The 20,033-nt window shown below is 65.1% G+C and carries 16 protein-coding genes and 2 pseudogenes; 6 read left to right on the plus strand and 12 right to left on the minus strand.

The window, feature by feature from the left end; all coding sequences use genetic code 11:
* Positions 1–87: 87 nt before the first annotated feature.
* The 7 genes from AAF184_18265 to AAF184_18295 all read right to left on the minus strand — a co-directional run bounded on the left by AAF184_18265 (position 88) and on the right by AAF184_18295 (position 7,398).
* The gene (locus AAF184_18265; GenBank protein ID MEO0424290.1) at positions 88–1,446 is read right to left on the minus strand and encodes a sigma-54 dependent transcriptional regulator; all 1,359 of its coding nucleotides are present in this window, start codon (positions 1,444–1,446) and stop codon (positions 88–90) included.
* A gap of 82 nt (positions 1,447–1,528) precedes the next feature.
* Positions 1,529–2,746, minus strand: coding sequence for an FtsX-like permease family protein (locus AAF184_18270; protein ID MEO0424291.1), 1,218 nt, complete (start codon positions 2,744–2,746; stop codon positions 1,529–1,531).
* A 21-nt stretch (positions 2,747–2,767) separates the two neighbouring features.
* Positions 2,768–4,081, minus strand: coding sequence for an ABC transporter permease (locus tag AAF184_18275; GenBank protein MEO0424292.1), 1,314 nt, complete (start codon positions 4,079–4,081; stop codon positions 2,768–2,770).
* 10 nt (positions 4,082–4,091) lie between these two features.
* Positions 4,092–4,790 (minus strand): ABC transporter ATP-binding protein, encoded by a 699-nt coding sequence (locus AAF184_18280; GenBank protein MEO0424293.1) that lies wholly within the window; start codon positions 4,788–4,790, stop codon positions 4,092–4,094.
* 104 nt (positions 4,791–4,894) lie between these two features.
* Positions 4,895–6,280 carry an HlyD family efflux transporter periplasmic adaptor subunit gene (locus AAF184_18285; GenBank protein MEO0424294.1) on the minus strand — a complete coding sequence of 462 codons (1,386 nt, stop codon included), beginning with the start codon at positions 6,278–6,280 and terminating at the stop codon, positions 4,895–4,897.
* A gap of 11 nt (positions 6,281–6,291) precedes the next feature.
* Positions 6,292–6,525, minus strand: coding sequence for a hypothetical protein (locus AAF184_18290; GenBank protein MEO0424295.1), 234 nt, complete (start codon positions 6,523–6,525; stop codon positions 6,292–6,294).
* Between the two features lie 312 nt (positions 6,526–6,837).
* Entirely contained in the window at positions 6,838–7,398 is a 561-nt protein-coding gene (locus AAF184_18295; GenBank protein ID MEO0424296.1) for a hypothetical protein, read from the minus strand.
* A 111-nt stretch (positions 7,399–7,509) separates the two neighbouring features.
* Here AAF184_18295 and gph point away from each other — a divergent pair, with 111 nt between their 5' ends.
* Positions 7,510–8,205, plus strand: coding sequence for a phosphoglycolate phosphatase (gene gph, locus AAF184_18300; GenBank protein MEO0424297.1), 696 nt, complete (start codon positions 7,510–7,512; stop codon positions 8,203–8,205).
* Between the two features lie 35 nt (positions 8,206–8,240).
* On the opposite strand, the gene AAF184_18305 is transcribed toward gph, so the two are convergent.
* Complete coding sequence (locus AAF184_18305; GenBank protein MEO0424298.1) at positions 8,241–8,621, minus strand: hypothetical protein; 381 nt, start codon at positions 8,619–8,621, stop codon at positions 8,241–8,243.
* Positions 8,618–9,607 carry a formate dehydrogenase accessory sulfurtransferase FdhD gene (gene fdhD / locus AAF184_18310; GenBank protein ID MEO0424299.1) on the minus strand — a complete coding sequence of 330 codons (990 nt, stop codon included), beginning with the start codon at positions 9,605–9,607 and terminating at the stop codon, positions 8,618–8,620. The genes AAF184_18305 and fdhD overlap by 4 nt, the downstream gene beginning before the upstream one ends.
* Positions 9,608–9,753: 146 nt before the next feature.
* Between fdhD and AAF184_18315 the strand changes: the two genes are divergently transcribed.
* Genes AAF184_18315 through AAF184_18325 form a run of 3 tightly spaced genes read left to right on the plus strand, consistent with a single transcriptional unit; the run spans position 9,754 to position 12,100 of the window.
* The gene (locus AAF184_18315) at positions 9,754–10,308 is read left to right on the plus strand and encodes a cytochrome b (GenBank protein MEO0424300.1); all 555 of its coding nucleotides are present in this window, start codon (positions 9,754–9,756) and stop codon (positions 10,306–10,308) included.
* The gene (locus tag AAF184_18320; GenBank protein ID MEO0424301.1) at positions 10,305–11,240 is read left to right on the plus strand and encodes a quinoprotein relay system zinc metallohydrolase 2; all 936 of its coding nucleotides are present in this window, start codon (positions 10,305–10,307) and stop codon (positions 11,238–11,240) included. Before AAF184_18315 ends, AAF184_18320 begins: the two co-directional genes overlap by 4 nt.
* 29 nt (positions 11,241–11,269) lie before the next feature.
* Entirely contained in the window at positions 11,270–12,100 is an 831-nt protein-coding gene (locus AAF184_18325) for a quinoprotein dehydrogenase-associated SoxYZ-like carrier (protein ID MEO0424302.1), read from the plus strand.
* A gap of 58 nt (positions 12,101–12,158) precedes the next feature.
* Here AAF184_18325 and maiA read toward each other — a convergent pair whose 3' ends face one another.
* Positions 12,159–12,812 carry a maleylacetoacetate isomerase gene (maiA, locus tag AAF184_18330; GenBank protein MEO0424303.1) on the minus strand — a complete coding sequence of 218 codons (654 nt, stop codon included), beginning with the start codon at positions 12,810–12,812 and terminating at the stop codon, positions 12,159–12,161.
* Positions 12,812–15,871: a glycoside hydrolase gene (locus tag AAF184_18335; protein MEO0424304.1), complete on the minus strand. Its 3,060-nt coding sequence runs from the start codon at positions 15,869–15,871 to the stop codon at positions 12,812–12,814. Before AAF184_18335 ends, maiA begins: the two co-directional genes overlap by 1 nt.
* A gap of 164 nt (positions 15,872–16,035) precedes the next feature.
* On the opposite strand from AAF184_18335, the gene AAF184_18340 reads away from it, so the two are divergent.
* Together AAF184_18340 and AAF184_18345 are read left to right on the plus strand one after the other, a co-directional pair.
* Complete coding sequence (locus tag AAF184_18340) at positions 16,036–17,433, plus strand: right-handed parallel beta-helix repeat-containing protein (GenBank protein ID MEO0424305.1); 1,398 nt, start codon at positions 16,036–16,038, stop codon at positions 17,431–17,433.
* Between the two features lie 429 nt (positions 17,434–17,862).
* Positions 17,863–18,162, plus strand: a pseudogene (locus AAF184_18345) (alpha/beta hydrolase).
* Here the strand turns inward: AAF184_18345 and AAF184_18350 are convergent.
* Positions 18,163–18,480 (minus strand): annotated as a pseudogene (locus AAF184_18350) (hypothetical protein).
* Between the last annotated feature and the right edge of the window lie 1,553 nt (positions 18,481–20,033).

Here is a 20,033-nt window from a genome sequence, read left to right on the forward strand (position 1 = left end):
CAATGGCGGGGCCATTGGCTGCGCGACGCGCCTTGCTGGCAGCGCCCCTGCCCAGACTGAGCGTTACCTTATTCACCAAGCGGCCCACTAGCGGGTGCGGGGGAGCCCGAACTTCTCCATGCGCCGGTAGAGCGCCTGGCGCGACATGCCGAGGTCGCGGGCGGCATGGGTGACGTTGCCGTCGTGACGGGCCAGCGCTTCGGTCACCGTGTCCGCCGTCAGGGCACCGGGCGACCCCGCCATCGTGGAGGACACGGAGCGACCGTCAGTTTCGCCAGCAAGCCCGAGGTCCGCCGGCGAGATGTGCCCCTCCTGGCAGAGCAGTTGAGCGCGCTGCAGCCGGTTTCGCAGTTCACGCACGTTGCCTGGCCATTGGTAGCGCAACATCGCCTCGCGCGCCGACGCCGTCACCCGCGCCCGACCTTCCAGGAAATGCTCTGCCAACGGCAGCACATCGTCCATGCGTTCGGCGAGCGGCGGCACCTCCAGTTCGATCACGTTGAGCCGGTAGTAGAGGTCTTCGCGAAACTCGCCATCGGTGATGGCCTGGGACAGGTCCGCGTTGGTGGCCGAAATCACCCGCACATCCACGTGGCGCGTCTTGGCGCTGCCCAGGCGTTCGAACTCGCCGGTTTGCAGCACGCGCAGGAGCTTGGCCTGCCCCGGCAGGGACAGGTTGCCGATCTCGTCCAGAAACAGGGTGCCGCCGTCGGCGGCCTCGAAGCGTCCCGCCCGCGCCTGACTCGAGCCCGTGTAGGCGCCCTCCTCGGCGCCGAACAGTTCGCTCTCGATCAGCTCTGCCGGCAAGGCACCCACGTTGACCTTGATGAAGGGCCCCTCACGCACGCTGGAGTTCGCTTGCACGATCTCCGCCACCTTCTCCTTGCCCGCGCCGTTGGCGCCGGTGATGAGCACGGGCACATTCGCCGGGGCGATGCGAGTGGCCACGGTGATCAGCTCGTGCATGACGTCGCTCTCATACACGAGGCCACACAGCTGCTGGCGCTCGGCGAGGCGTTCGCGCGCCGCCCGGCGCGCCGCCAGCAACTGGCGGTGCTCGGCCGAGACGGCGCGCAGCTCCAGCAGATTGGTGACCGTGGTGATGAGCTTCTCGTCTTCCCAGGGCTTGCCGAGGTAATCCGCGGCGCCGGCGCGCACGAGGCTCACGGCCGTCTCCAGGTGGGTCCACGCCGTCAACAGGATCACCGGCAAGTCCGGATCGCGCTCGCGCAGGGCTTGGAACAGGGCGATGCCTTCCTCGCCGGAGGTCGTATCGCGGGTGAAGTTCATGTCCTGCACCACGAGATCCACCGCGTGCTTATCGAGCGCCGCCAGGCCCGCTTCAGGACTCTCGGCCGTGACGGTCTCGAGTCCGTGCAGGGAGAACAGCACGCTGAGCGCGGTGCGCACGGCGTCGTTGTCGTCGATGACGAGCACCACACTCATCCTGGCCACACCCCTCCTTCAGCGCTGGCGCGGCGGGCGCCAAGCGCCGGCCGCGCACCATCGTACCGTCGCCCGAACCGACTCACACCGTGCGCGTGGCGATAGCCGGCTGAATGGTGGCCGCCCGCCGAGCGGGGCCGAGCACCGACAGCAGGCCCAGGGCCCAGATCGAGAGGATCGCGACCGGCACGTAGATGGGGTTCAGGCGATCGATTTCGTAAGCCTGGGCCAGCCAGATGTTGAAGACAACGCCTAAGGCGGTGCCGAGCACGACGCCGCCGGTGGTGATCATCCAGTTCTCCACCAGGAAGTAGCGAACGATGTGCATGCGCCGGGCGCCCACGGCACGTCGCGTGCCGATCTGCCGCGTGCGTTGGGCGACGGAGAAGCTGGCGAGACCGACGATGCCGAGGGAGGTGATCATTGTGAGCATCACCACTACCACCACCATCAGGATGGCCATCGCACGATCGCGCGAGTAGCTGTTGTCACGATACTCGCTCATCGGCACCACGCGGCGGACCACCCGCCCGCGATCGCGTTCGGTCAACACGGTCTCCACCTGCTTGGTCATCGCCTCCGCGGTGCCCGGCTCCACGCGCACCAGGTAGCGCACCAGTGAGCTGGTCGGCTTCTCGGGCGCGAGCATCACCATGTCCAGGCGATCCCAGCCCACCCAGGCGCCGTGCATCTGCTCGAGCACGCCGACCACGGTCATCGGACGGTCGAGGCCGTCGTAAAGGGTTTGGCCCACGTAAGTGCTGAGGTCCGGGAACAGCTCCTTGGCCATCGGCAGGGTGATGATCACACTCTCGATGGGGGCCGAGCTGTTGGACTCGCGCCAGTTGATGTCCTCGCGGGTGAAGGCTCGCCCCTCGTAGAGCGTGAGGCCGAGTGCCTCCAGGCCTTGCTCGTTGACCATGTAGCGCGCCGCGTTCGAATCGATGCGTCCTTCCTCGCCGCGCACGACGTTGTGCACCGTATCGCCCCAGCCACCGCCGGAGAGCGGCACCTGGTTGCTGGCGGTCACGGCGATCACGCCGGGAATCTCGCGCAGAGCGGCGACGTCCAGATCCACCATAGCCTTGATGTCTGCATCGTCAGAAACGGCCCAGGATTGGGCGGTGACCACGTTGTCGACGTCCATGCCGCTATCGCGGGTGATCTGCGTCACGCGCTGGGACACGATGAAGGCGGCGTTGATCAGCACGGCCAGGGTGAAGGCGATCTGCAGGGCGATCAGGATGGCGCCCGTCTTGTTGCGCATCAGTGCGCTCAGGATCGGTCTCATTTCGAGCATTGTCTTTGACTCCTTGTTCGCTTACTGCGCGCGCAGGAACGGCGCCGGATCGACGTTGGCCGCGCGCCAGGTCGGGTAGAGACCGGCGGCGACGGCAGAGATCAGCGCCAGCCCCACCCCGAGCATGACCATGTTGAGATCGAGGTAGGTGGTGCGTTCGGCACCCGCGTTCAGGGCGCGCACGCCCCATAACCCCAGGTAGGACAGACCTAAGCCGAAGATCCCACCGAGTAGGCCGATCACCGACACCTCCACCAGGTGCTGGCGGAACAACTCCCCACGGGTCGCCCCCAGGGCGCGGCGAATACTGATCTGCGACGCCTTACCTACGAACTTGGATAGAAGCAGGCCCACGGTGTTGAACAGGCACACGGCGAGGAACATGAAGGCGAGGCCCACCAGCACCTTGCTGTCATCCGCCACCACGCGACGCACGTCGAGCCAATCCGACACCCGGGTCAGGCGATTGTCGAGGGGACGCTCGAAGCGGCCGAGGGCCTTCTGCGTTTGCGCGTAGGCGTCGATGTGGCGCTGGTACTCGCGGCGCTGGGCCGCGGAGCTCAGCTCCACCCAGTACTGGATCCACACGCACTCGGAGTTCATGAAGTCGTCGTAGGAGTTGCGCGGCTCGGGCTTCCAGCAGTTGGTGTTACCAGCCGAGTCGAGCTCGAGGGGACGAGTCAGCGTGAAAGGTACGTAGATGTCCTCCGCATCGTCGTAGGCGCCGTTGTTCGGGTCGAAGAACTTCGGCGTCGGGTTCCAGTCCTTCAGCACGCCCGCGACCCGAAAGGAGCGATCGCCCATGCGCAAGGTGCGGCCCACGCTGTTCTCGCCGCCGAAGACCTGCTCGTTGATGCTGCGACTCAGCACCACCACCTGCTCGGCGGCGTCATCGGCGGCCTTGTCCCAGGAATCGCCGTAGAGGAAGGGCACGTCGAACATGCGGAAGAAGTCGCTGTCGGTCACGCGCGCGATCGACAGGAAGGGATTCACATCCTCGCGCTCGGGCTGCACCACGAAGGTGGCCTTGTACATGGCCGCTTGACGGGTGGGGATGTCGCTCTGGCGCAGGGCGCCGGCGTCGCGCCACGTGAGCTCCCAGGGCGGCCCTTCAGGATCTTCGTTGTAGGCTTCCTCCGGGTCCCACCCATCGAGCTGTACAGCGAACAACACATCGTTGCGATGGGCGACGGGATTGGAGGACATCAGGTAGTACATCGTGAGTGTGGTCATGCAAACACCGATGCCCACGGCGATAGCCGCGACCATCAGCAGGCTCAGCGCCCGATTGCCCCACAGACTCTTCCACGCCAAACGCAAGTGATAGGAAAACATTGCGAACCCCTCAGGCGATGGCGGCGGAGCCGACCAGCTCGCCCTCGAGATCGGACACGCAGCCGTCGAGCACGTGGACGTTGCGCTGCGCCCGGCGCGACAGCTCCGGATCGTGGGTCACCATGATGATGGTGGTGCCGCGCTCGTTGATCTCCTCGAGCAGCTCCATCACCTGACGCGCCATCAGCGAGTCGAGGTTGCCCGTGGGCTCGTCCGCCAGCAGGCAGCTGGGGTTGCCGGCGAGGGCGCGGGCGATCGCCACGCGTTGCTGCTGGCCGCCCGACAACTGGGCCGGCAAATGGCGCTTACGCGAGCCGAGACCGACGAGATCCAGCGCTGCCTCGGTGCGCTCCCGACGCTCACCGCCTTTCATACCGCGGTAGCGCAGGGGCACTTCCACGTTGTCCGCCACGTCGAGGTCGGGGATCAGGTTGAAGCTCTGGAAGATGAAGCCGATCTTCTCGTTGCGGATACGCGAGCGCGCGTTGTCATCGAGCTCGCTCACCTCGAGGTCATCGAGGATGTAGCGCCCGCTGCTTGGTGACTCGAGCAAGCCGGCGATGTTGAGGAACGTGGTCTTACCGGAGCCACTGGGTCCGGTCACGGCAACGAACTCGCCCGACTCGACGGTGAGGCTGAAATCGCGTAGAGCGTGGGTTTCCACCAGCTCCGTGCGGTAGACCTTCGTGATGTGTTCCATCTTGAACATGAGTGGCTCCTTGGGTCCTTAAGTTCCGTGGCGGCTCGTGCGTCGAGCGAGCCACGGGACCTTTCGAAAAAGTTAACTGACTGGGTTGAACGGTTCGGCGAAGGCTAGCGCGCCAGCATCACGGACTCGGCGCCGTCGAAGATGGAGATATCGGAGATCACCACCGTGTCGCCCGGCTCGAGACCTTCGAGAATTTCCACCTCGCGCAGGTTGCTCGAGCCGGTTTGAATGACTCGACGGCGCACCACGCGATCCTCGACGACGTAGGCCACGCGGCCACCCCCGGTGTCCAGGAACGGCCCGCGCCTGACCTTGAGGGCGTCGTCCGTCGACTCGAGCAACACGCGTGCCGCGACGCGCTGGTTCTGGCGCAGGCGCGGCGGCAGGTCGCCGTCGAAGCGGATACGTCCGACCACCTGGTTCTCCTGCACCTGCGGGGAGACGGCGGTCAGGGTGGCGGGGTAGCGGTTACCAGAGAAGGTGACCTCCGCCGGCAAGCCGATGAGCAGATCGTCGCCATAGCTCTGGGGCACCCGGATCTCCACCTCGAGGGCCGAGAGGTCGACTACGGTCAACACGGGAGCGTTGCGCGCCACGGCGGCCTTCTGGGTCACGGCCAGGGTGCCCACCATGCCGTCGACAGGTGAGGGGACGGACAGCTGCGCGACGCGGCGCTCGAGGTCTGTCACCACCAGCGCCTGGCGGTCGCGCTCGATGCCTAGGGTCTGCAGATCAAAGGCGCTGCGCTCGCTCTCGAGCTTGGCGTTCTGCTGGGCGTGGGCGTACTCGAGGCGCGCGCGCTCGAGGTTGTCCACCGCCTCCTCGTAATCCTGCTGGCTGATCACTTGGGAGGCGCGCGACGTCTCTGCGCGGCGCAGTTCGCGCTCGGCAGCCGTGACCGTGACCCGGGCGAGATCCACCTGCTGCTGGTTCTCGAGGTCCTGGGCACGATTTTCAAGCTCGCGTCTGGCCATACCCGTCTCGAGGCTGCGCAGGGTGGCATTCTCCTGCTGCAGTTGGCTGCGCAGCAGGGGGCTGTCGACCACCGCCAGGGCCTGCCCTGCTGCCACCACGTCGCCCTCCTGCACTTGAAAGGTCACGGTGCCGTCTTCGGGGGCGAACAGTGTGGGGCTCACGGCCGCGACCACCACCCCCTCGGCAGCGACATCACGCACGAAGCCCCCCCGCTCCACTTGGGCCAGGCGCAACCTGCCCTCACTGATACTGGTCGGCGCGGCCAGGTAAGCGCGCACGCTCGGGGCCGCAAACCAGCCGACCACGAGCACAGCGGCGAGCACCGCCACGCCTTGCAGCACCCAGCGGCGGCGGCGGCGAGCGGCGGCCCCCTCCACCTGCAGGTCCTGGGCCGAGGTATCGCGGATGGATGCCGTGCCAGCGGACTCCGACGCCTTTGCGCCTTGGTCGGTGCGTGCCGTGAGTCGCTCCAGACTAGCGGATCGACTAGGTGAGATATCTGGGTTGCTGCTCACGCGGGGTACGCTCACAGCCAGAAGCCCCGACGCGACGGCTTCTGGGGGGCGATCGGCAGAGGATGGGCAGGCGGCATCTCGATGGCGCAGCCCGCCTCGGCTTCGAAGCTGAAGGGCGCCTGCAGCACTTGCGGTGACAGCGCGGGCGATCCCTCCAGACGCGGGGCCCACAGCGCGATGAGGGCTACGTAAGCGGTGGCGACGACACCGATGGCAACCGTCTTGTCGAGTAGTGAGGTTTTCACGTCCGCATCCCGTCCGGTGGTGAGTGTTACGGACTTAGATGCAGCGCTCGTGCCAAAGGCTTGGATGGATTCGGAAGTCGCTAAGAAACAGCGAGTTAGCCGATTCGCGAGGCACTCGAGGACGCTGCGAGAAGCGTCCGGTAGCGGACAGCGGACACTTAGCGGACACCGCAGTGTCCGCTACGGTCGGACGCTGGAGGGGTCCCAGGGAAGCTCTGCATAAGGCCGGTCGGCGGCCCCGTGCGTCCAGCCACACGAGATCTAGGCGCGCGGAGTTCCCTGTAGCCGTAGCTACAGGGGTGCAGAGGTTCCCTAGGTGCTTGCCGGAGCGTCGTCGCCCTGGCCGCTGCTCGGCGGGTTATCGCTGCCCGGGCGAGAGAAGAGACAGTAGACGATGGACTCGTCCGCGGCCTCGGGGTCGTCGGTGAAGTTGCCGTAGGGCGAGGAACCCAGGGCGTTGACGCGATCGACGCCGTACACGCGGTAGATGGCGACGAAGGTGTTGTAGTCCTTGTCGCAGCCGACGTAGCTCTGCGCTTTCACCCAAGGTTGGCCGGTGGCGGTCATCTCACTGAAGGAAGACGACATCACCGCATACTCGCCGAACTCGCGGCCACCGCCCTTGGCGAAGCGCGCGGCGCCGATCAGGCCCAGGCGGCTCTGCTTGGCGATGGTGTACTGATCGTTGCCCATCTGGATGCTGCCGCCGACGATTTCCTCCGGGGACTCGCCGGTCACCAGGAAGGGCTGGCGCTCGCCGTCGCCGTTGGTGAACTCACCGCGCAGCAGATCCGCTGCGCCGGCGGTGACGGCGACGAGGCTGATGCCAGCGGCGAGACCTGCACGCATGATTCGCGAAATGGTCGTGTTCATGATGTTTAATGCCTTGATCCGCTGAAAACGGGCTGGGAGTCTAGCACGCACTTCCCGCCCCCGCGGCGGACCACCGACCGCTGTGTCGCCCGAGCCCCGAGGTGCTTCCGTTTGCCCCAGCCCCCGCATTCACTGGCGCGCCCCCAGGCCGTGCTCTTCGATCTCGACGGCACGCTGGTCGAGAGCCTCGGCGATCTCGTGATGGCGACGGACGACACACTCGAAGCCCTGGGCCACCGGCGGGCGGGCAGCGATCGGGTGCGCCGATGGGTGGGACGGGGCATCGACGTCTTGATGGACGAAGCCCTCACCTGGGCGGGCGTCAGCACCAGCACCGTTGAGGCGCGGGCGCACGCCCTTGCCGTCTTCGCACAGCACTACGAACGGGCCAACGGGCGCACGACCCGAGCACTTCCCGGCGCCGAGGCGCTGCTCGCCGCGCTGAGCGCCCGCGGCATTCCCCTGGGGCTTGTCACCAACAAGTCACGGCGCTTCGCCCTGCAACTGCTCGACGGCCTCGCGTGGACCGCACGGTTCGGGGCGATCGTCTGCGGCGACGACAGCGCCGCCAAGAAACCCGCACCGGACCCCGTGCTCGACGCCCTACGCGCCCTCCGCGTTGCACCGGAGCACGCGGTCATGGTGGGCGACTCGACCTACGATGTACGCGCGGCCAAGGCGGCCGGCGTCGGCGCGATTCGCCTGGCGCAGGGCTATGGGCCCGCCGACCGCGATGTGCAGGCCGACTGGGAGGACGCCACGCTGGAGGCCATCCACCGCTGGCTAGAGGGGAATGACCTGCGATAAACGCGCCCGGGTCGCAGCCACGGGGTGGCGCGCACCTAACATGTGTGATTGCCGGTGTCGGGATGGGCGAACATGTCGCTCTCATCCTCGCCGGTGCGTGGCTGCAGGCAGGCGAAGTCCTTCTCCACCAGGATGCGCAGGGCGCCATCGCCCACCGTCTGCTGCGCATCGACCGAGACCTGCGTATCGTCGTTAGCCCAGGCATCCACCGTGGCCGCCGGCAGTCTCACCTCGATCACCGGACCTTCGAAGCTGGCCATCGGCGCTGGCAGCGCGTCGTCACGGACCAGGCGGTAGTGCAAGGCACTCGTGCCAAAGTCCACCCGCTCCTCCACACGGCCCTCGCTGGCGATGCTCGCGAGTTCCCCGCGGGTCACGCGCAGACGGATGGAATTGCCTCGGATACGTAGCTTCATGGGCTGCTCTCTTGGTTTTCGGCGGGCGTGCCGGGGTGGCGTGGCGCCGGCCCGGCACTCGCCTCCAGGGCCAGGAGGCGCTCGGCGCCCGAATACACATTGAATCGATCTTGACGCAGAAAGCCGACAAGGATGACGTCGAAATCGCGCGCCAGCTCCACCGCCAGACTCGACGGGGCGCCGACGGCTGCCAGCATGCTGGCGCCGGCCATGACCGCCTTCTGCATCAGCTCGAAGCTGGCACGACCGCTGACCAGCACCCCGAAGTCGTTCAGGGGCAGGCGGCCCGCCATGAACTCGGACCCGAGCAACTTGTCGAGGGCGTTGTGCCGGCCGACGTCCTCGCGGATGGCACCGAGCCGCCCCGCCGCATCGAACAGCGCGGAGGCGTGTATCCCACCCGTGCGGCCGAACACTTCCTGATGCCTACGTAGCTCATTCGGCAAGGCGCCGAGGGCAGCCGCTGACAGCGTCATAGCCGAGGACGCGCAGCGATAACGGGTCTGCACGCGCAGCGCCTCCAAGGAGGTCTTGCCGCAGACACCGCAGCTGGAGGTCGTGTAGAAGTGGCGCTCCAGGCGCCCCAGATCCAGCTGACTCGCATCGGCCAGGGTGACCTTAACCACGTTGCGCAGCTGATGCGGGCCGACGGCAGGCCCACAGTGATCGACCTTGGCGAGTTGCCTCGGATCGGTGACGATGCCCTCGCCGTGGAGAAAGCCCACCGCGAGTTCCAGGTCGTTGCCTGGCGTGCGCATGGTGATGGAGATGCTCTGCTCGCGCGCCTCGCCCTGCGCGTCCGTCCACGCTAGTCGGATCTCCAGGGGTTCTTCCACCGCCACCGTATCGATGGGTGAGGTGGTGCCTGCGTCAGCTTCCCAGCGGTTGATCCGGGTGGGCCGGGCACCAGGCTCGGCGATGGCTCGCCCTTCTAGCCGAAGCCCGCGTTCACCTGGGGGGATGTCGTCCTTGGAGTCGTTGGTCATATAGTAAGCCGCGGTTGGCAGGGCACAGTGCACCCTCGGGGGCCTGAACGCAGCCGTCAATTGTTAAGAATACTAGACACACGTGATGCGGATTACCACTGACAATACCGTGCATCACGCCCTTACCGAGTGACGAAAGAGGTGTCATGTCGAGTTCACAACCGTCCACGGCCACCAGGCATGAGAAGTACAGCCAAATGGCGATCGCGTTGCACTGGATCGTTGCCGCGCTAATCCTCGCGCTCATGGTGGTTGGGTACTACTTCAACACCTTACCGGAGGGGCACGACAGTCGCGGAGCGGTCATCTCCTGGCACAAGTCCATCGGCCTGACGGCGGTGGTGCTGATCGTATTACGTCTTATCTGGCGCCTGACCCATCAGCCACCAAAGCTCCCGGACATGATGCCCGCCTGGCAGCGCACCGCAGCCAAAGCGAACGCGGTCTTCCTCTACCTGCTGATGCTCCTGCAACCGCTGCTGGGCTATCTCTCGACGTCCTACAGCGGCTATTCGACGCGCTGGTTCGGCATCGCCCTGCCCAAGTGGGCGGAGAAATCGCCAGAACTGAACCAACTCTTCAGCGACGCCCACCACCTCGGCGCGAAGCTGCTGATATTGGCCTTGGTGCTCCATGTGGGTGGCGCAGCATTACACGCTTTGGTACGGCGTGATGGCGTGATCAACAGGATGTTGCCTTGAGGCCAGCATGGTTCGCTGCAATCGGCCTGTTGAGCCTTGGCGCGTGCGCTGGCGAAGCGCCGTGCCCGGCAACCGGCCTCGAGCAAATCGGGCCCGGGGTCTACCTGCGGCCAGGTAAGCTCGGCGTGGTCTTCGAGGCCGATGACCTGGCCAACCTCGGCGTCGTCGTCGGCACCGATGCCGTAGCCGTCATCGACAGCGGCGGCAGCCCAGCCGAAGGCGAAGCGCTCCTGTGTGCGATTCGCCAGATCACCGAGCTTCCGATCACCCACCTGATCAACACCCACGTCCACCCCGACCACGTGTTCGGCAATCGGCCGTTCATCGAAGCGAATCCAGACCTTGCCGTGGTGGGCCACCGCAACCTGCAACGCGCGACGGCGATGCGCAGCGCCAGCTACGTGCAGAACGCCAACGCCGTACGCGCCAGCCCCTGGCAGCCCGAGCAGGTGATCGTGCCGCCGAATACGGCCCCCGGGGATGACGGCATCCTGCGAGTCGATCTCGGCGGCCGCGAACTCATCGTGACCGCCCACCCGACCGCGCACACGGACAGCGACCTCAGCGTGCTGGACACGAAGAGCCGCACGCTCTTCACCGGCGACCTCCTGTTCCGCCACCACCTGCCGGTGGTCGATGGCAGCATCAACGGTTGGATCGGGGTACTGGAATCGTGGTTGCGCAGTGCATCACCGGCCCTGGTGGTGCCCGGCCATGGCCCCGTAAGTGAGAGCGTGGAGGAGGCATTCCGACCGAACCTCGCGTATCTTAGTGCGGTCAGAAAAGAGGTACGCGCCGCCGTCGCCCGAGGCGACAGTATCGACCGAGCGCAGAGCGAAGCGGCCACGGAGGCCACCTCGGGCTGGGAACTCGCCGATCACTACCATCAGCGCAACGTGGCCGCCGCGTACGTAGAACTCGAATGGGAGTAGGTCCCAACCCGCTACAGGAGCTCATCGTTATGCAACGCTTCTTGCTCGCCCTGCCCTTGGCCCTGGCGCTGCTCGTCGGCGCGCCGAGCGCCATCGCTCAGCAGTCGAGTCCCGTCGAGGACGTGATCTGGCAGAACGGTCTGCGCGATCACTTCTTCCCCGAAGAGGACATCTGGGACGGCGAAGGCGTCATCAACCTGGAGGCGCCCTACCGCGCACAGAACGCGGCGATCGTGCCCATTAACATCACGGCCGCCTTCCCGCAGACCGAAGACCGCTACATCGAGACCATCTGGCTGATCGTCGACAAGAACCCGGGCCCCCTCGCGGGCCGCTTCGACTTCTCGCCGAAGGCCGGTCGCGCGGACCTCGCCCTGCGGTTGCGCATCGACCAGTACTCGCCCGTGCGCGTGGTCGCCCGCACCAACGACGGCCGCTTGCACATGGCGCGCAGCTTCGTGAAGGCGAGCGGCGGCTGTGCGGCGCCAGCCGGCGCCGACCTCGACGCGGCCATGGCGCGCCTGGGCAAGATGAAGTTCCGCGAGCTGGACCCGAACACCGAGGCGCAGGCCCGCCAGTTCCAGCTCAACGTGAGCCACCCCAACATCAACGGTATGCAGATGGACCAGGTGACCCAGCTCTACCTGCCCGCCCACTTCGTGCGTGATGTGAAGGTGTCCCTAGACGGCGAACAGATCTTTTCGGCACAAACCGGATTCTCGATCAGCGAGAATCCGAGCTTCCGCTTCTACATGCGACCGGACGTGGCCGGCAAGCTCACCGCCGAGATCACGGACACGAAGGATCTGAAGTTCTCCCAGACCTTCGACGTGACCACCGACGGCGGCAGCGGCCAGTAAGCACCCTACCGGTGGCGGGCCGCGCGTGCCCGCCACGACACCCCGCCTGGTCCTTCGCTCAGCCCTGCCAATGGCGAGGGTGTGCCGCCTCGAAGGCCGGGTGATCCAAGCATCGCGCTTCGAGCGCCACCAGGGCGGGAAACGGCGCGAGGTCGACGGTGAACTTGCGTAGGTTGTGGAGCTGCGGGACCAGGCAGCATTCCACCCAACCGGGCTGCTCCCCGAACGCGAAGCCACCCTGCCCGACTCGGTCGCCCAACAGCGCCTCGATCGGCCGCAAGCCCCGGCCCATCCAGAACCCTAGCCACTGGCCGATCGCTCCCTCGTCGAAGTCGAAGGCATCGCTCAGGTAACGCTGCAGGGTCGTCTTCTGGAAAGGCGCCACGTCGCTGATCACCTGCTGGGCGATCGAGCGCGCCTGAGCTCGCTCGGCGGGCGTCGACGGCAGCAGGGGCACTCCGGCGCCCGCTTCCTCCAGGTACTCGAGCATGGCGTTGGACTGACCGATGGCGAAGGCCTCCCCCACTTCCAGGCACGGCACCAAGCCCTGGGGATTCAGCCGCCGGTAGCGCTCCTCGTGCTGCTCGCGCTGGCGGATGTTGACCAGCACGGAGCGGAAGGAAAGCCCCTTCAGCCCCAAGGCGATGCGCATGCGGTAGCTCGCGCTGGATTCGCTGAAGTGATGCAAGGTCAGCGCGGGCACGTCAGCCATCACTGCCTCCCTGCCGCTTGCCCGATCAACGCTGCCCAGCGCCCTTGCAGCTCGTGAGCACGCTGCTCCAGCGCCTCCAGCGCGCGCAAGGCCGCATCGGTGGGTCGCGCATCGGCCGCCTGGTAGAGCTGCAGGAGATAGAGCAGCTTGCTCTGCAGGCCGACGATCGTCTCCTCCTCCAGGGGGGCCGCGTAGATGCTGCCGTAGGTGACATCGACCACCCGCGCCTGCCCGTCACCTCGCAGCTCGCCCAAGGCCTCGGCCTGCGCGCCCGCATCCCCGGCCAAGGCCGCGTCGATGCGCTCGCGCAACGCCTGGGCATCGAGATAGGCGCGGTAGGCGCGGAGCGACGCGTCGGTCTGGGCGGCCACCTCGGCAGGCGCTATCCACACCCGCGGATCGAGGCTCACGCTGAGCGGCTGCTCGCGCACGTGACCGTCGACCGTGAGCCGCACCGTGTACACACCAGGCGCCACCCAGGGGCCAACGGGGCCCACCGGCGTGCTGCGGTACACCGCCGCGATATCGAAGCGCTGGGCGACGCCCGGAGGCGAGGCGTAGTGCAAGTCCCACACGAAGCGCTGGTGCCCGGCCCCCGTGCCCAGCGACGCTGGCTCTCGAATCCAATAGGTGGGATGGGCCAGGGACGCCGGATCGACGGCGGTCCGCGCCGCCGCACTATCGAACCGTCTCACCACGGCACCGGTGTCGTCGATGATCTCGAGGGCGATGCGCGCGGCGGACGCGGGGAGGTAGTAGTCGATCACGGCGCCGGCGAGCGGATTCTCCCCGGTCGGCTCCTCCGGCGGCAGCGGCGTATCGGAGAACATGTTCCAGCGCACGCGTACCGCGGGCGAGGGCGCGACCAGGTAGGGGCCCTGTGCCGCCTTGGCTGCGGCGAGGGATCGCAGGGGCGCGATATCGTCGAGCACCCAGATCGAGCGGCCGTGGGTGCCGACGACCAGGTCGTTCTCGTGCACCACCAGATCGCGCACGGACGAGGCGGGCATGTTCAAGCGCAGCGGCTGCCAATGGTCACCGTCATCGATGGAGACGTAGACCGCCCGCTCCGTGCCGGCGAACAGCAGGCCGGGCTGGCGCGGATCCTCACGCACGACGTTGACCGGGCCAGCGGCGGGCAGACCGGAGACGATCAGTTCCCAGGTCTCGCCGCCATCGTGGGTGCGGTAGATATAGGGGCGTTGGTCATCGCGACGAATCGCATTGATGGCGGCGTAGGCGGTGTGCTCGTCGAAATGGCCGGCGTCCAGCTGCGAGACCTTGTCCCAGGCGCGCAGGGCGGGCGGCGTGACGTCTCGCCAGCTTCGCCCCAGGTCGGAGGTGTGGTGGATCAGGCCATCGTCCGTGCCCGCCCACAGGATTTGCCGGTCTCGTGGCGAGGGCGCCAACGCGTAGATGACCCCGCGTCGTGCCATCGTGTCCATCTTGTCCGTCTTGTAAACACCCACGCTAGGCGGCACGGCCGGGTGCTCGCGCGAGAGATCGGGGCTGATCGTGTCCCAGTGCTGACCGCCGTCGTGAGTCTTCCACAGCACGTTGGTGGCGTAGAGCAGCATGGTGGGGTCGGCGGGATGGAACATCAGCGGCTGCGTGCGCAGCACGCGCACATCGCCCGAGCGCAACGCTTCGGGCGCCACGTTGCGGGTCTGGCCCGTGCGCCGGTCGAAGCGCACGACGCGTCCGCCGTAGACGATATCCGGATTGCGCGGATCGGGCGCGACGTACGCGTACTCGTCCGCCCCCACGCCCAGGAACTCCCGGAAGGAGATCTGACCACCGTTGCCACGACTGGCGATGGCGATGGCGCCGCTCTCCTGCTGACCGCCGTAGATCCAATAGGGGAACTGGTTGTCCGTCGTGACGTGGTAGAGCTGGGACGTCGGCTGGTTGTACCAGCTGCTCCACGTGCGCCCGCCGTTGACGGTGATCGTCGCCCCCTGGTCGGCGGCGAAGAGCATGGTGTCCGGCTCGGTCGGGTGGATCCAGATGCGGTGGTAGTCGTCCCCGCCGGGCGCGCCCTTGATCGAGGTCCAGTGTTCGCCGCCGTCGTCGGAGCGGTAGGCGGCGATGTTGCCGGCGAACACCACATCGGGGTTCTGCGGATGTACGCGAAGCTCACCGAAGTCGCCGGGCCGTCCCCAGACCCGTTCATCCTCGCTCACGCGCCGCCAGCTCTCGCCTCGATCGTCGGACCGGTAGATGCCACTGCCCTCGCGGGCGCCGACGGTGGCGTACAGACGGGTGGGCTGCGAGGGCGAGATCCCAACCCCGATGCGACCGACGCCCTGCGCGGTGCCGGGCAGCCCGCCCGTGAGGGCGCGCCAGCTGTCGCCGCCATCGTCGGAGCGGTAAAGACCACTGTTAGGCCCTGAGAAATCAGCGTTCTCCCAGGGGCCGTCGCGGTGCTGCCAGAGGCTGGCGTAGACGACGTTCGGATCGCTCGGGTCGAACTCGACCTGGATCGCCCCCGTGTCGGCGTCCACGTACAGCACCCGCTCCCAGTGAGCGCCACCGTCACGCGTGCGGAACACACCGCGCTGCTCGTTGGGACCGTAGGGGTGACCGAGGCCTGCGACGAACACGATCTGCGGGTCCTCCGGATGGACGATGAGGCGGGCCACCTGTTGCACATCGGCGAGCCCCACATGGCGCCAATGGGCGCCGCCATCGTCGGAGCGGAAGATGCCGTCGCCCACGGCGAGATCCGGGCGATGCAGGCCCTCGCCCGTGCCGACGTAGATCACGTCTGGATTTGACGGCGCGACCGCCAGATCCCCCACCGACCCCGTGGGCGCCTCGTCGAAGATCGGCTGCCACGTGCGACCGTAATCGTCAGTCTTCCACACCCCGCCGTTGTTCACCCCCACGTAGAACACACCGGGCCGTGACGGCACGCCGACCGCACCCACCGTGCGCCCGCCGCGGAAGGGCCCCACCAGACGGTAGCGCAGCGCCTGCACGTCCCACGGCATCACCTGGGCGGCGGACTCTGCGTCGGCCGCCTGGGTGGGCGGGAGCAGAACGAGCGCGCACGACAACGCGCCAAGATAGGATAGTCGAGGTAGGGCGAGCACAGCGGATCCCTCGCTTCAGGGGCGGATGACCCGGATGATCATAGCCTCGCCCGCAGCCTCGAAGGCCGTAGCGTCGCGGGCAACCGGTAAACTGGCGGCAGTTTCCGTCCCCGAGGCTCACCCCGCCTATGCGTTCGATCCTTGCGCGCGTCACCCGCGCATCCGTCTGCCTACTCTTGAGCCTCGCCGCCGCGGCCGCGGCACAGGCGCGGTGCCAAATCACCGTGAGTCCTGGTGAGAACGTGCGGGAAGCCTTCGCCGAAGCCATGGCGAGCAGTTGCTCCGTTCACTTGCTGGCCGGCGAACACGTCATCACCGCTCGCCTGGGCGTCGAGCTGAACGGCACGGCCCAAGACCCGGCGGTGATCAGCGGCGAGGGAAGCGCGACGACGCACCTGCATCGGCCCAATCGCCAGCAGAACATCATCGATCTCAGCGGCAACCACGTGGACGTCCGCGATCTCACCTTCACCGGGGGCGACCGCGGGATCCGCTTGGAACGCAGCAGCACCGCAGTGCGCTTCGAGCGCATCGTCGTCCACGGAACGGGTGATGCCGCTTTCACGGCCAACACGCCGGGCGCCACCTACAGGGATATCGTCATTCGAGGCTCGGAGTTCTACGACACCAACGGTTTCGGGGAGTGCCTTTATCTGGGTTGCAACAAGGGTGCATGCACATTCTCCGATGCACAGGTGCTCAGCAACTACTGCCATGACACCCACTCCACCAAGGGCCGCGACCAGGGCGATGGTCTCGACCTGAAGGGAGGGAGCGAAGCGGTGCTCGTGCGCAACAACGTGTTCGTCAACACCCATGGCCTCGGCATCCTGGCGTACGCTAACGGCGGCAAGCGACGCAACATCTTCGAAGGTAACGTCATTCTCAACCGACAAGGCGGAAGGGGCATACAAGTGACCGGTGACGCCCACCTTCGCAACAACGTCGTCATTCTCGAGAATGTGAAAGGCGAAGCGGGAATCGTCGGCAGCCCGAACAACCAAGGCATTCCCGACAACCTGGTGATTCTCCACAACACGGTGGTGCGACGGGGCGGCGTGGGGCGCTGCATGACCTTTCGCGGCTGGCAAGGGGATGCACCTCGCATCATCGTGGCTAACAACGCTGTCTACTGCCCCGAGGGAGAGGCCCTCTACGTGGCCGACGAGCCCCAGCTTGGACTCATCGCCAGCAATGCCATCCAGGGCACCACCAACCTGACGGCGGGCACCTTCGCCGCCGGCGCCTGGGCGGACGAACTGGTGGCCCCGTTCACCGCCGCCAACGCCTATCCAAGGGCGGGAGCCTCTCTGCTCGGCACCGCCGATGTCGTCCTGTCCATCCAACGCGACTTCAATTGCCGGGCGCGGCGCGTACCGTCGGACGTGGGGGCCTACGGTCGCATCGAAGCCGACAACATCGGCTGGACCGGTGCGGACACCTTCAAGCACTGCGCAGCACCGCGCCCATCCTTGCCGCCACTCCCGCCGCCGCGCCTACCGCCCAGCCGCACGGAACGCCGCTGACGCGAACCCCTTTGGCTCCAAGCACTCAGCGCCTACGAACACATGATCACGAGTTGGCGTGTCACCCGGGACATACGCCACACGCTACGTAGTTCGTGAAGCAGGGCGCTGCGCCGGGGAATGCCACCGAGGTATTTTCAAAGGACGACCAACTCTGCTATTGAATTGGTGGTGCGAATACTGAGCGCGGTGGCGCACGGGGCAAGCCGACGGCGCCACGAGACGCAGACGCGACACGATATACAGGACAGCCTAGGCCGCGGAGAGTCTATGACCGGTACCATCACCCGACGTTTGGCCATCGCCTGCAGCCTCGCGCTCACCTTGCTCGCGGGCACCGGCCACGCGGCGCTGAGCCATGGACCCGCGGCGCCGAAGGCACCTGGAACGTTCGTGTGGGTGGGTGAGCATCGGCTGCACGTGCACTGTATGGGCGAAGGGTCGCCGACCGTGATCTTTGACTCGGGCCTGGGGGGCACTTCCCTCGACTGGTCACTGATCCAGCCGAAGGTGGCGGAGCACACGCGCGCGTGTACCTACGATCGTGCGGGCTACGGCTGGTCGGACCGCGGCCCGGCGCCTCGCCACAGCCGGCGTATCGTCGCCGAGCTGGAGCAACTGCTGGGTTACAGCAGCATCGGTGGCCCCTACGTCTTGGTCGGCCATTCCTTTGGCGGCCTCAACGTGCAGCTGTTCGCCAAGCGCAATCCCGAGCGGGTGGCGGGCCTCGTGCTGGTGGATTCCTCCCACGAGCGACAGTTCGAAGCCTTCGATGCAGCTGGATGTCTTGCCCATCATGTTGTCCAGTGCGATGTCGATGTCATCGCTTTCCTTGCCGAGCATCTTATCCCGCACCCATCCTCCTGCGACGCGCATCGTCGTCTTCAGATTGAAGTGTTTCACCGTCGCGAGGAGCGTGCGGAACAGCCGATCTTCCGCCTTGGTGAGGGAGACAGCTCCCTTGGCAACCTTGAGCTTGTCCGGCGAGGCACTCATCGCGAAAAGGCCTGTGCTAGACCGATGCATCAGCGCCTTCAGCTGGGACATGGAGTCCTGTACAATAGTCGTTCCAGGCGACAGACAAAAAGGCGATCGGTGGCAATCGACTACAATCGAGCAGAGACGAAGAGCATGTCGCGCAACGCTTGCTCTCGCGAGACACAATTCGCTCGTTCATTCACTCACTCATCCATCCATCGTGCCCCAACCCTGGCCTCTGTTCTTGGTACGTGGGTCTGATGCTCCCTCCCTTGGATGTTTGCACACACCACTACCCATACTGGCATATTATTGAACGACGCGACAGACCGCTGAGCACTCACGTCCAGAATTCATTCTATAGACTGGCATAGGCCAACATTACATAGACATCCATCCATCCATCCATGGATCGGATAAGCACACAAGGTCCTGGTGTTTGAGGTGCGGCTGAGCATCCGTGCAATGTGGTGTGCCCTAGTCTAATGGAATGAAATATAATCAATGCGATCTAATGTAACATACTATCATCCAATGTGAGATGTGATGCAATGCATCGAACATCCGCTTGCATCCTTGCTTGGTTTTCTTTGCTGCTGTTGTTTTGGGGGGGGGTGAGGTGAGGGCGAGGTATGGAGCACATTAGACTCACAGACGACAGATTCCATCATAGGAAAAAAGAAAACACAGTCCGCTCGAATCATAGATGACAGTGGCTCAGTATCACCGCTGCCTGTTATATTTATTCCGCGAGCGAAGACATGGCTCGTTCGATCTTATGGTATTGTATTTAGAGAGTGAAGAAATAGATAGAGAGTTGCTACTTTGCTTTGCTCGACAATTGATGATAACTCAAACCCAGCTGGGTTGAGAGAGAGCGAGCGAACGAGCGAGTCAAGTCAAGTCAAGTCGGAGGCCCGGCTGGGTTTTCTCTCACGATTACATGTAATGTAATGTATTGTATATAGTGTGGAATGAATGCTTGAAAGCATAGCGTTGGCCGTCGTCATCGTTGTTGCTGTTTCAATCACATATCGTTGGTCACTGAGTCGAGCTTTTGTCCTTTGTCGGGCCAGATCGAGGGAGCATTCACGGAACAGACGTGCATTATATTACAGCTTTTAAAAATATATGTATATATAAAAGAAAAGAAAAAGTCTGGTTCAACCTAGTGTAATGATGACGATGATGATGATGATTTTCGGAATACATGTTACAGTCGACGAAGCAAGGACAGGTACCTCGACCAGCGCGCTCTTTTGCCACCATGAGTTCAGGTTTGTAGACGTATTTCATGGATGGATCGACTGTCAAGATCGAACTCGAGCCCCGATTCTGAGGAGAGCTTTGTAGTATAACTCTCTCTCTTTGCCGTCGCTCTGACATGAACAGCAGAAGGAGACGAAGCGCAAGAGGGATACAACCCCATTAATCACAGATTCGAGAGGAGGGAGCGCGTGAGAAACAGATGGATCGAAGCAGAAACCATCAAGATCCTTCGATCGCGGGTGCAGAAATGCTACTATCGAGAAGGCGTCAACTACAAGAAGAACTGTGAGCAAGTTGCCAAGCAGTATATGGATGCAGTCAAAGGTCGCAAGGGAGACTATAGCTTGGTGATG

The sequence above is a fragment of the Pseudomonadota bacterium genome (genome assembly GCA_039815145.1).
Classification (GTDB): Bacteria; Pseudomonadota; Gammaproteobacteria; order Steroidobacterales; family JBCBZW01; genus JBCBZW01.